Origin of the sequence: Pseudomonas sp. S04, assembly GCF_009834545.1 — a bacterium.
Taxonomy (GTDB): domain Bacteria; phylum Pseudomonadota; class Gammaproteobacteria; order Pseudomonadales; family Pseudomonadaceae; genus Aquipseudomonas.
This window is the reverse complement of record NZ_CP019427.1, coordinates 5,003,698-5,014,985: the sequence shown is the minus strand read 5'-3', so window position 1 is coordinate 5,014,985 and position 11,288 is coordinate 5,003,698. Positions and strand designations below refer to the sequence as shown.

11 protein-coding genes and 1 tRNA gene are annotated in these 11,288 nt (G+C 59.5%); 10 read left to right on the top strand and 2 right to left on the bottom strand.

Translation table 11 applies throughout. The features are described 5' to 3' along the window. The first annotated feature begins 138 nt into the window (after positions 1-138). Both tnpB and tnpC read left to right on the top strand, forming a co-directional pair. Positions 139-498, top strand: a complete 360-nt coding sequence (gene tnpB / locus PspS04_RS22300; RefSeq protein ID WP_019412232.1) for an IS66 family insertion sequence element accessory protein TnpB — start codon at positions 139-141, stop codon at positions 496-498. Between the two features lie 18 nt (positions 499-516). Further along, complete coding sequence (gene tnpC, locus PspS04_RS22295; protein ID WP_159997811.1) at positions 517-2,049, top strand: IS66 family transposase; 1,533 nt, start codon at positions 517-519, stop codon at positions 2,047-2,049. A gap of 138 nt (positions 2,050-2,187) precedes the next feature. Here the strand turns inward: tnpC and PspS04_RS22290 are convergent. Further along, positions 2,188-2,272, bottom strand: a tRNA-Leu gene (locus tag PspS04_RS22290). Between the two features lie 107 nt (positions 2,273-2,379). Here PspS04_RS22290 and queA point away from each other — a divergent pair. The 6 genes from queA to PspS04_RS22260 all read left to right on the top strand — a co-directional run bounded on the left by queA (position 2,380) and on the right by PspS04_RS22260 (position 8,462). Further along, a complete protein-coding gene (queA, locus tag PspS04_RS22285) occupies positions 2,380-3,429 on the top strand; it encodes a tRNA preQ1(34) S-adenosylmethionine ribosyltransferase-isomerase QueA (protein ID WP_159997809.1) in 1,050 nt (349 codons plus the stop codon). Between the two features lie 14 nt (positions 3,430-3,443). Beyond that, positions 3,444-4,559 carry a tRNA guanosine(34) transglycosylase Tgt gene (gene tgt, locus PspS04_RS22280; protein WP_162530238.1) on the top strand — a complete coding sequence of 372 codons (1,116 nt, stop codon included), beginning with the start codon at positions 3,444-3,446 and terminating at the stop codon, positions 4,557-4,559. 44 nt (positions 4,560-4,603) lie between these two features. Continuing rightward, entirely contained in the window at positions 4,604-4,939 is a 336-nt protein-coding gene (gene yajC, locus PspS04_RS22275; protein WP_095166066.1) for a preprotein translocase subunit YajC, read from the top strand. 62 nt (positions 4,940-5,001) lie between these two features. Then, positions 5,002-6,870 (top strand): protein translocase subunit SecD, encoded by a 1,869-nt coding sequence (secD, locus tag PspS04_RS22270; protein WP_095166064.1) that lies wholly within the window; start codon positions 5,002-5,004, stop codon positions 6,868-6,870. Between the two features lie 9 nt (positions 6,871-6,879). Then, positions 6,880-7,794, top strand: a complete 915-nt coding sequence (secF, locus tag PspS04_RS22265) for a protein translocase subunit SecF (protein ID WP_095166062.1) — start codon at positions 6,880-6,882, stop codon at positions 7,792-7,794. A gap of 119 nt (positions 7,795-7,913) precedes the next feature. Continuing rightward, a complete protein-coding gene (locus PspS04_RS22260; protein ID WP_095166060.1) occupies positions 7,914-8,462 on the top strand; it encodes a glycine zipper 2TM domain-containing protein in 549 nt (182 codons plus the stop codon). Positions 8,463-8,603: 141 nt separating this feature from the next. Here PspS04_RS22260 and suhB read toward each other — a convergent pair whose 3' ends face one another. After that, positions 8,604-9,422 carry a type III secretion system regulator SuhB gene (gene suhB, locus PspS04_RS22255; protein WP_003185165.1) on the bottom strand — a complete coding sequence of 273 codons (819 nt, stop codon included), beginning with the start codon at positions 9,420-9,422 and terminating at the stop codon, positions 8,604-8,606. 145 nt (positions 9,423-9,567) lie between these two features. Between suhB and trmJ the strand changes: the two genes are divergently transcribed. Further along, positions 9,568-10,338 carry a tRNA (cytosine(32)/uridine(32)-2'-O)-methyltransferase TrmJ gene (gene trmJ / locus PspS04_RS22250; protein WP_159997807.1) on the top strand — a complete coding sequence of 257 codons (771 nt, stop codon included), beginning with the start codon at positions 9,568-9,570 and terminating at the stop codon, positions 10,336-10,338. Positions 10,339-10,340: 2 nt separating this feature from the next. After that, entirely contained in the window at positions 10,341-11,117 is a 777-nt protein-coding gene (gene cysE, locus PspS04_RS22245) for a serine O-acetyltransferase (protein WP_095166057.1), read from the top strand. The last annotated feature ends 171 nt before the right edge of the window (positions 11,118-11,288 follow it).

Sequence of the window (11,288 nt, the reverse complement as noted above, 5' to 3'; positions counted from 1 at the left end):
GAGGAATTCAGCCAGCTCAGGCTCTAGCAAATGTGGGTGCTGCTGAGTCTTAGGTAAGCGCTCCATAAACCCCACATTCAAACTCACCACCTGATCCCCGATGCTGTGCTCCCGATTCCTTTCCGGAGCCAGCACCTCATGATGCGTCCCGACGCAAAAGTCGAAAAAGTCTATCTCTACCCCAAGCCCGTCGACTTCCGAAAATCCATCGACGGCCTCGCCGCTCTGGTCGAACTGGACATCAAGGTCGCGGTGTTTGACCCGGTGCTTTTCGTGTTCCTCAACAAGCCTCGCAACCGAGTGAAGATTTTGTATTGGGAGCGCAACGGCTTTTGCCTTTGGCTAAAGCGGCTGGAATCCGAGCGCTTCAAAACATCGCCGGATTGTTCGGATGAAGCCATCGTACTGACGGTTCAAGAACTCAACTGGTTACTGGACGGTTTTGATTTGTGGCGCAACCGTCCGCATCAAGTTTTGACGCCTCGATTCGTCGCTTGATTCGGTATAATCCAGGGCATGATTTCCATGCCCAAAGACCTTCCTGACGACCCTGTTTTGCTCAAGCGACTGCTTGAGCAAATGCTGAGTGAGCGCGAGTCGGATAAGAGCAAAATCGTTCATCTCGAAGAAGAAAACGCGCTGTTGCGTCAGCGCCTTTTCGGGCGCAAGTCAGAGCAAACAGCCGATCCCGCGACCCCGCAAATGGCCTTGTTCAACGAAGCTGAAAGCGTGGCCGAGTCTGTCGACGAAACGGTGGAAGAAGAGGTCGTAGCTCCGACCAAACATCGCGGTAAACGCCAGCCTCTGCCCGCCGATCTTCCGCGCATTGAAGTCATCCACGAACTGCCCGAGCACGAACTGATCTGCGCCTGCGGTTGCCGTAAACACACCATTGGCGAGGAAATCAGCGAGCAGCTTGAGATCGTGCCGATGCAAATCCGCGTGATCAAACATGTGCGCAAGATCTACGGTTGCCGCGATTGCGAAACCGCACCGGTTACAGCGGACAAGCCCGCTCAACTGATTGAAAAAAGCATGGCCAGCCCGAGTGTCCTGGCGATGCTGCTGACGACCAAATACGTCGACGGCTTACCGCTTCACCGCTTCGAAAAAGTGCTGGGCCGCCACGGTATCGATATCCCACGCCAGACCTTGGCTCGATGGGTTATCCAGTGCGGTGAACACTTGCAGCCGTTGCTGAATTTGATGCGCGACCGGCTACTGGAAAGCCGCGTCATCCACTGCGACGAAACGCGTGTACAGGTGCTGAAAGAGCCAGATCGAGAGCCCACCAGCCAATCCTGGATGTGGATGCAAACCGGCGGGCCGCCGGATCAACCCGTTATCTTATTTGACTACTCGACCAGCCGGGCGCAGGAGGTTCCGTCGCGCCTGCTCGAAGGTTATCGCGGCTACCTGATGACCGATGATTACGCTGGTTATAACGCCTTGGGGGCGCAATCCGGTGTTGACCGTTTAGGCTGTTGGGCACATGCGCGGCGCAAGTTTGTCGAGGCGCAAAAAGTGCAGCCTAAAGGCAAAACCGGACGTGCCGATATCGCCCTGAATCTGATCAACAAGCTGTACGGTATCGAGCGAGATTTGAAAGAAGTCGGCGATGAATATCGCCACGAGAGCCGACAGCAAAACAGCCTGCCGGTGTTGGCGCAGTTGCACACATGGCTGGAGAAAACCCAGCCACAAGTGACGGCGCAAAATGCACTGGGCAAAGCCATCAGCTACCTGGCCAGCAACTGGATCAAGTTGGTGCGCTACACCGAAGCCGGTTACTTGCCGATCGACAACAATGCGGCCGAGCGTGCGATCCGGCCCTTCGTTATCGGGCGCAAGAATTGGCTGTTCAGCGACACGCCCAAAGGCGCGATGGCCAGCGCTCAACTTTACAGCCTGGTCGAGACGGCTAAAGCCAACGGCCAAGAGCCCTATGCGTGGTTGCGCCACGCACTTGAACGCCTGCCACAGGCAACTTCGGTTGAAGATTACGAAGCCTTACTGCCTTGGAACTGCTCGTTCGCATCGCACCGCTAAGCGCACCGCCTATTTTTGAATAGGTGGGGTTCATGGAGCGCTTACAAAGCATCGCTGGCAAGCCAGCTCCCACAGGGGTGGGGTGGCTTTTCTGTAGGCGAAAAAAAAGGCCTTGCTAAGCAAGACCTTTCTTAATTTTGGTGCCCCGAGGGAGACTCGAACTCCCACTCCTTTCGAAAACGGATTTTGAATCCGCCGCGTCTACCAATTCCGCCATCAGGGCTCAATGGCGGCGAAGTATAGAGAGGAGATAACCGTCGGTCAATCAGGTACATGGAGAATTTTTGATATTTCCGCTAGACTTCCCGGCCCTGCTAGACGAACCCCATCATGCGCGTTGCTGACTTTACTTTCGAACTCCCTGATTCGCTGATCGCTCGCCACCCTTTGGCTGAGCGGCGCGGCAGTCGCCTGCTGACCCTGGATGGGCCTAGCGGCACCCTGGCGCACCGTCAATTCACTGATTTGCTTGAGCATTTGCGCCCGGGCGACTTGATGGTGTTCAACAATACCCGGGTGATTCCGGCGCGGCTGTTTGGCCAGAAGGCTTCCGGCGGCAAGCTGGAGATTCTGGTGGAGCGGGTGCTCGACAGTCACCGCGTGCTGGCCCATGTGCGCTCCAGCAAGTCGCCCAAGCCTGGCTCGAAGATCCTCATCGACGGTGGGGGCGAGGCCGAGATGCTGGCGCGCCACGATGCGCTGTTCGAGCTGGGGTTTGCCGAGGAAGTGTTGCCGCTGCTCGACCGCGTCGGGCATATGCCGCTGCCTCCTTATATAGACCGTCCGGATGAAGACGCCGACCGCGAGCGCTACCAGACGGTGTACTCCGAGCGCCTGGGCGCAGTGGCGGCGCCGACGGCGGGGCTGCATTTCGATCAGCCGCTGCTGGAGGCGATTGCCGCCAAGGGCGTCGAGACCGCGTTCGTGACCCTGCACGTGGGGGCTGGCACCTTTCAGCCGGTGCGTGTCGAGAAGCTCGAAGACCACCACATGCACAGCGAGTGGCTGGAAGTTGGCCAGGACGTGGTGGATGCAGTGGCGGCCTGTCGGGCGCGCGGCGGGCGGGTGGTGGCCGTGGGGACCACCAGCGTGCGTTCGCTGGAAAGTGCAGCGCGCGATGGCGTGCTCAAGCCGTTCAGCGGCGACACCGATATCTTTATTTTCCCGGGCCGGCCGTTCCATGTGGTCGATGCCCTGGTCACCAACTTCCATTTGCCCGAATCCACGCTGTTGATGCTGGTTTCGGCGTTCGCCGGGTACCCCGAGACCATGGCCGCCTATCAGGCAGCCGTCGAGCATGGGTACCGCTTTTTCAGCTACGGTGATGCGATGTTCATCACCCGCAATCCCGCACCGCGCGGCCCAGAGGAAACAGCATGAGTCGCACCTGTCGTATGTCTTTCGAACTTTTGGCCACCGACGGCAAAGCCCGTCGCGGGCGCCTGACGTTCCCGCGTGGCACCGTCGAGACCCCGGCGTTCATGCCGGTGGGTACCTACGGCACGGTCAAGGGCATGTTGCCGCGGGATATCGTGGCCACGGGCGCCGAGATCATCCTGGGCAATACCTTCCACCTGTGGCTGCGTCCTGGCACTGAAGTGATCAAGAAGCACGGCGACCTGCACGATTTCATGCAGTGGAAAGGCCCGATCCTGACCGACTCCGGTGGTTTCCAGGTGTTCAGCCTGGGCGCCATGCGCAAGATCAAGGAGGAGGGCGTGACCTTCGCCTCGCCGGTGGACGGCGCCAAGGTGTTCATGGGCCCGGAAGAGTCGATGCAGGTCCAGCGTGACCTGGGCTCCGACATCGTGATGATTTTTGACGAATGCACGCCGTACCCGGCCGACGAAGACGTGGCGCGGATCTCCATGGAGCTGTCGCTGCGCTGGGCCCAGCGTTCGAAAAACGCCCATGGCGAGAACACCGCGGCGCTGTTCGGGATCGTCCAGGGCGGCATGCACCAGGACCTGCGCATGCGCTCCCTGGAAGGCCTCGACAAGATCGGTTTTGACGGCCTGGCCATTGGCGGCCTGTCGGTGGGCGAGCCCAAGCACGAGATGATCAAGGTGCTGGACTACCTTCCGGGTCAGATGCCGGCTGACAAACCTCGTTACCTTATGGGTGTTGGCAAGCCGGAAGACTTGGTTGAGGGTGTGCGCCGCGGGGTGGACATGTTCGATTGCGTGATGCCAACCCGTAATGCCCGCAATGGGCATCTGTTCATTGATACTGGTGTGCTGAAGATCCGTAACGCGTTTCATCGCCATGATGATTCGCCGCTCGATCCGACCTGCGATTGCTATACCTGCCAGAACTTCTCCCGCGCTTATCTGCATCATCTGGACAAGTGCGGCGAAATGCTGGGAAGCATGCTCAATACCATCCACAATTTGCGCCATTACCAAGTGCTTATGGCTGGTTTGCGCGAGGCTATTCAACAGGGTACATTGGCCGCCTTTGTCGATGCCTTCTATGCCAAGCGCGGGTTGCCTGTTCCGCCTTTGGACTGAGTTTTAAAACGTTTAAGACACTAATTCTGCAACTGGAGTGCTAAATGAGCTTTTTTATCTCGAATGCGATGGCAGACGCCGCTGCACCTGCTGCCGGCCCTGCTGGCACTGGCTTTGAGTGGATTTTCCTGGTCGGTTTCCTGGTCATCTTCTACCTGATGATCTGGCGTCCACAGGCCAAACGCGCCAAAGAGCAGAAGAACCTGCTGAGCAACTTGCAAAAAGGTGATGAAGTTGTGACCTCTGGCGGCATCGCCGGCAAGATCACCAAAGTAGCGGATGATTTCGTGGTTCTCGAAGTTTCTGACTCGGTAGAGCTGAAGTTCCAGAAAGGCGCCATCGCTGCCACGCTGCCAAAAGGCACGCTGAAAGCGATCTGAGTTTCATCTTCTACCAATCGACGGGGCGCGCAAGGCGCCCCGCGTCATAAGCGGGCGGCGTGATGCTGAACAAATACCCTCTGTGGAAATACGTACTGATCCTGGCGGTGCTGGCGATCGGTCTGGTTTATTCCGCTCCCAATCTTTACCCTGATGACCCGGCCATTCAGGTCAGCGGTGCAAGCACTGCGCTGCAGGTCAATCAGGCGGATCTGGATCGTGTGAGCAAAGCGCTCAACGAGTCCGGGATCACCGTCAAGGCAGCCACGCTGGCAGCCAACGGCAAGGGCGGCCTGATTCGCCTGACCAAGCAGGAAGACCAGCTTCCGGCCAAGGACGTCGTGCGCAAGGCCTTGGGTGATGACTATGTCGTTGCACTGAACCTGGCACAAACTACCCCGCAATGGCTGCGCAGCCTCGGCGCGCACCCGATGAAGCTGGGTCTGGACTTGTCCGGTGGTGTGCACTTCCTCCTGGAAGTGGACATGGACAAAGCCATCGACGCCCGCATGAAAGTCTACGAAGGCGACGTCAAGAGCCTGTTGCGCAAAGAGCGCCTGCGCTATCGCAGCCTGCCGCAACTCAACGGTGCCATCCAGCTGGGCTTCACTGATGAAGCAGCCCGCGAACAGGCCCGTGCACTGATCCGCAAGAGCTTCAGCGATTTCGACATTGTTCCCGCCGACCTCAATGGTCAGCCGGTACTGCGTCTGGCGATGACCCCGGCCAAGCTGGCGGAAATCCGTGAGTACTCCATCAAGCAGAACTTGACCACGGTACGTAACCGCGTCAACGAGCTGGGTGTTGCCGAGCCTATCGTTCAGCGTCAGGGTGCCAACCGCATCGTGGTTGAACTGCCAGGCGTGCAGGACACTGCCGAAGCCAAGCGAATCCTGGGCAAGACGGCCAACCTTGAGTTCCGTCTGGCAGCAGAGCCGGGCGCGTCCAAAGCCACTTCCGAGATGTTCGAATTCCGCGAGGGCAAGCGTCCTCCTGCGCAGATCGAGCGTGGCCTGATCATCACTGGCGACCAGGTAACTGACGCCAAGGCCGGTTTCGGCGAGCACGGCACCCCAGAGGTGAACATTCGCCTGGACGGTCATGGCGGCGAGCTGATGAACCGTGCGACCCGCTCCAACGTCGGTCGCAGCATGGCGGTGATCTTCATCGAGCAACGTCCGGTGACCACCTACGTCAAGCAGGTCGTCGACGGCGTCGAGAAAGACGTGGCGGTGCAAACCTTCAAGGAAGAGAAGAAGATCATCAGCCTGGCGACTATCCAGTCGCCGCTGGGCGCGCAGTTCCGCATCACTGGCCTGAACGGCCAGGGCGAATCCTCGGAGCTGGCGTTGCTGCTGCGCGCCGGTGGTCTGGCGGCCCCGATGTACTTCGCTGAAGAACGTACCATCGGTCCAAGCCTGGGTGCTGACAACATCACCAAGGGTATCGATGCGTCGCTGTGGGGCATGCTGTTCGTGTCGCTGTTCATCATGGCCATCTACCGTTTCTTCGGCCTGATCGCCACCGTGGCGCTGGGCGTGAACATGGTGTTGCTGCTGGCCCTGATGTCGCTGCTGGGTGCAACCCTGACCCTGCCAGGCATCGCCGGTATTGTCTTGACCATGGGTATGGCGGTCGACGCCAACGTACTGATCTTCTCGCGGATTCGTGAAGAGATTGCGGCGGGCATGACGGTGCAGCGGGCGATCAACGAAGGTTTCGGGCGCGCATTCACTGCGATTCTCGACGCCAACCTGACCACCTTGCTGGTGGGCGGGATTCTGTTTGCCATGGGCACAGGTCCGGTCAAGGGCTTCGCCGTGACCATGTCCCTCGGGGTTCTGACCTCGATGTTCACGGCCATCATGGTTACTCGTGCGATGGTCAACCTGATCTTCGGCGGTCGTGACTTCAAGAAGTTGTGGATTTAAGGGGCTGCCATGTTACGTACAATCAACTTCATGGGCGTTCGCAACGTAGCGTTCGGCGTCACATTGTTCCTCACGGTGCTGGCGTTGTTCAGTGTTGCCACCAAGGGCATGAACTATGGCCTGGACTTCACCGGCGGTACGCTGATCGAGCTGACCTATGAGCGTCCGGCCGATGTGACCAAGGTGCGTGAGCAACTGGTTACCTCGGGTTATCACGAGGCGGTGGTGCAGAGCTTTGGTGCGACCACCGACTTGCTGGTGCGCATGCCAGGCGAAGACCCACAACTGGGTCACCAGGTAGCCGAGGCCTTGCAGAAGGTCGGCGGCGACAACCCGGCCGTGGTCAAGCGCGTCGAGTTCGTCGGCCCGCAGGTAGGTGAAGAACTGCGTGACCAGGGCGGCCTCGGCATGCTCATGGCGCTGGGCGGCATCTTGATCTACCTGGCGTTCCGCTTTCAGTGGAAGTTTGCGGTCGGGGCCATCGTGTCGCTGATCCACGACGTGATCGTGACCATCGGTATCCTGTCGTTCTTCCAGATCACCTTCGACCTGACGGTGCTGGCGGCGGTACTGGCGATCATCGGTTACTCGCTCAACGACACCATCGTGGTGTTCGACCGGGTGCGTGAGAACTTCCGTGTGCTGCGCAAGGCGACGCTGATCGAGAACATCAACATCTCGACCACCCAGACCCTGCTGCGCACCATTGCCACCTCGGTTTCGACCCTGTTGGCGATCGCCGCGCTGCTGTTCTTCGGTGGCGACAACCTGTACGGCTTCTCCCTGGCCCTGCTGGTGGGTGTATTGGCGGGTACTTACTCGTCGATCTACATCGCCAACGTGGTGCTGATCTGGCTGAACCTGAGCAGTGAAGACCTGATCCCTACGGTCAACACCGATAAGGAAGTGGACGACCGTCCTTGAGACGTTTTCCCACTTGGTAGTACCCAAAAAGGCGCGAGTATTGAACTCGCGCCTTTTTTTGTGCTCCAAGGCTGGGAGAAGCGCGGGCATGTCCCGCATGTGATGGTCAGGAGGTTCATGTGAACAAGTCGTTGCTGGTTGGTGCGGTATTGGGTGCTGTCGGTGTGACTGCCGGGGGTGCTGTTGCCACCTACAGCCTGGTAAAAAGCGGCCCTGAGTATGCGCAAGTACTGGCCGTTGAACCGGTCAAGAAACAGATCAAGACTCCACGTGAAGTGTGCAAGGACGTGACCGTGACCCGTCAGGCGCCGGTCAAGGATCAACACCAGATCGCAGGTACCGTGGTCGGTGCGCTGGCCGGTGGCCTGTTGGGTAACCAGATCGGTGGCGGCACCGGCAAGAAGATCGCCACGGTCGCTGGTGCGGTAGGTGGCGGTTATGCCGGTAACAAGGTGCAGGAAGGCATGCAGGAGCGTGACACCTACACCACCACGCAGACCCGTTGCAACACGGTCAATGACATCAGCGACAAGGTCGTAGGCTACGACGTGCGTTATTCGCTCGACGGCAAGGAAGGCAAGGTGCGCATGGATCGCGATCCAGGCAACCAGATTCCGGTCAACAAGGAGGGCCAGTTGGTCCTGGGCCAGAACGAACCGGCTCAATAAAGGGTTCAGATTAAAAAAGAAGCACCCTGCGGGGTGCTTTTTTGTGCCCGCGATCCATGCACCGCCGCAATCCCCTGTACGAGGGCAAATGGCAGGCATAAAAAAAGCACCCCGCAGGGTGCTTTCTCTGTCGCTGGAAGCTTAGCGTTTCAGCGAGGCTGGCAGGTGCGGCTGGATGGCCGTCAGGACTGCCTTGAAGCATTTGGTGTTGCCGGCAACGATGTGGCCTTTTTCGAGGAAGTCGTGACCGCCGGTGAAGTCGCTCACCAGGCCGCCTGCTTCCTGGATCAGCAGGGCGCCTGCAGCCATGTCCCACTCGGACAGGCCCGACTCCCAGAATGCGTCGAAACGGCCGGCGGCGACGTACGCCAGGTCCAGGCTCGCGGCGCCAGCGCGGCGGATGCCGGCAGTCTGGCCAACCAGGGCGCGGAACATGCCCAGGTAGTTGTCGAGGTTGTCCATCTGGTCGTCACGGAACGGGAAGCCAGTACCCAGCAGGGCGCCGTCCAGGCTGGTACGACCGCTGACGCGCAGGCGACGACCGTTCAGTTGGGCGCCACGGCCACGGCTGGCGGTGAACTCTTCCTGGCGAACCGGGTCCAGGACCACGGCGTGTTCCAGGCGACCACGGTATTTGCAGGCGATGCTGACGGCGAAGTGGGGGATGCCACGCAGGAAGTTGGTGGTGCCGTCCAGTGGGTCGATGATCCACAGGTACTCTTCGCCTTCGATACCGGTGCCGGCGTGCATGCCGGTCTCTTCGCCGAGGATCGAGTGGTTCGGGTAGGCTTTGCGCAGGGCGTCGACGATTTTCTGTTCGGCCGCGCGATCCACTTCGGACACGTAGTCCTTGGCGTCTTTTTCATCGACCTTGATGGTATCCAGGCGCTCGATGGAGCGGAAAATCAATTCACTGGCGCTGCGGGCGGCGCGCAGCGCGATATTCAGCATGGGCTGCATGGATGTGTCACCTAAGGTTGTTAAAGAAAGCCGAGCATTCTAGCAGAAAGTTTCTACAGGTGAACGACGACGTTTGCTTTCGTAGCTTAACTTTAGGATGAACTGTAAGATTTGCGACCAAATTCCCTGTCAGAGAGCGCCTCCCTTGCTGCAGAACATTCGTGTCGTCCTGGTCAATACCAGTCATCCGGGAAACATCGGTGGGGCTGCGCGTGCCATGAAGAACATGGGGCTGTCGCGCCTGGTGCTGGTGGAGCCGCGGTTGTTTCCCCATCACGAGGCCGATGCACGGGCTTCGGGTGCCGGCGATATCCTGGAAAACGCACAAGTGGTCGCCACCCTGGAAGATGCGCTGGTGGGCTGTAACCTGGTGCTTGGCACCAGCGCGCGCGATCGTCGCATTCCCTGGCCGCTGCTCGATCCGCGCGAGTGCGGGACCAAGGTGGTCGAGGAAGCGGCGTCCGGTGCCGAGATTGCCCTGGTGTTTGGTCGTGAAGATTCCGGCCTGACCAATGAAGAGCTGCAGCGATGTCATTATCACGTGCACATTCCTTCGGACCCTGAGTTCAGCTCGCTGAACCTGGGGGCCGCGGTGCAGGTGTTGAGCTATGAGGTGCGCATGTCCTGGTTGGCCGCGCAAGGCCAGCCAAGCAAGGTCGAGAAGGAAGAAGTGGCGTCCACCAAGAGCGGTGAGCTGGCGACCATGGATGAGCTGGAGCGATTCTATGAGCACCTGGAGCAGACCCTGGTGGCCATCGAGTTTCTCGATCCGGAAAAACCGCGGCACTTGATGGCGCGCCTGCGCCGGCTGTACGGACGAAGCTCGGTCAGCCGGGCGGAGATGAATATTTTGCGTGGCATCCTCACGGAAACCCAGAAAGCGGCCCGTGGTGAGCTCCTTAAGCGGAAGGATTAATGATGTTCGAGCGTTTGCGTGAAGATATCCAGAGCGTTTTCCACCGAGACCCGGCGGCACGTAATGCATTCGAAGTGCTGACCTGCTACCCGGGCATGCACGCGATCTGGATTCATCGCCTGTCGGCGGCGCTGTGGGGGTGGGGCTGGAAATGGCTGGCGCGGTTGGTATCGAACTTCGGTCGCTGGTTGACCGGGATCGAGATTCACCCGGGTGCCAAGGTCGGCCGACGCTTCTTTATTGATCACGGTATGGGCATCGTCATTGGTGAAACCGCCGAGATCGGTGATGACGTGACGCTGTATCAGGGCGTGACCCTGGGCGGTACCAGCTGGAATAAAGGCAAGCGCCACCCGACGCTGGAAGATGGTGTGGTGGTGGGTGCCGGCGCCAAGGTGCTGGGGCCGTTCACCGTGGGGGCGGGCGCCAAGGTCGGCTCCAATGCGGTGGTGACCAAGGCGGTGCCGGCCGGTGCGACTGTGGTCGGGATTCCAGGGCGGATCATCGTCAAGTCCGACGACGAGCAGGAGGCCAAGCGCAAGGCCATGGCCGAGAAGATCGGATTTGATGCCTACGGTGTCGGCGAAGACATGCCTGACCCGGTGGCACGGGCCATTGGTCAGTTGCTCGACCACCTGCAGGCGGTGGATGGTCGTCTGGAAGGGATGTGCGGCGCGCTGAAAGACCTCGGCAGCCCGTACTGTGCCAAGGACCTGCCTGAGTTGCGCGAAGAAGATTTCGCCTGTGTGAAAGACAAGGATCAGACCCAGGCCAGCTAGACCGAGTCGCCCCCACAAGGTCTTCGGTGATACACAGCTTGCATTAGCACCGAAAATCCCTGTGGGAGCGGGCTTGCCCGCGATGAACGATAACGCGGTACTACTGGCTGTTAGCGGCCAGCCTTTGCTATGATACGCGCGCTCTTTTGCAGGTAAACCTGACTAAAGTAC

What these genes read in the sequence shown, in the direction of transcription:
- tnpB (WP_019412232.1), top strand. Translation starts at nt 139, where the DNA reads ATGATGCGTCCCGACGCAAAAGTCGAAAAAGTCTATCTCTACCCCAAG.
- tnpC (WP_159997811.1), top strand. Translation starts at nt 517, where the DNA reads ATGATTTCCATGCCCAAAGACCTTCCTGACGACCCTGTTTTGCTCAAG.
- queA (WP_159997809.1), top strand. Translation starts at nt 2,380, where the DNA reads ATGCGCGTTGCTGACTTTACTTTCGAACTCCCTGATTCGCTGATCGCT.
- tgt (WP_162530238.1), top strand. Translation starts at nt 3,444, where the DNA reads ATGTCTTTCGAACTTTTGGCCACCGACGGCAAAGCCCGTCGCGGGCGC.
- yajC (WP_095166066.1), top strand. Translation starts at nt 4,604, where the DNA reads ATGAGCTTTTTTATCTCGAATGCGATGGCAGACGCCGCTGCACCTGCT.
- secD (WP_095166064.1), top strand. Translation starts at nt 5,002, where the DNA reads ATGCTGAACAAATACCCTCTGTGGAAATACGTACTGATCCTGGCGGTG.
- secF (WP_095166062.1), top strand. Translation starts at nt 6,880, where the DNA reads ATGTTACGTACAATCAACTTCATGGGCGTTCGCAACGTAGCGTTCGGC.
- suhB (WP_003185165.1), bottom strand. Translation starts at nt 9,422, where the DNA reads ATGCAGCCCATGCTGAATATCGCGCTGCGCGCCGCCCGCAGCGCCAGT.
- cysE (WP_095166057.1), top strand. Translation starts at nt 10,341, where the DNA reads ATGTTCGAGCGTTTGCGTGAAGATATCCAGAGCGTTTTCCACCGAGAC.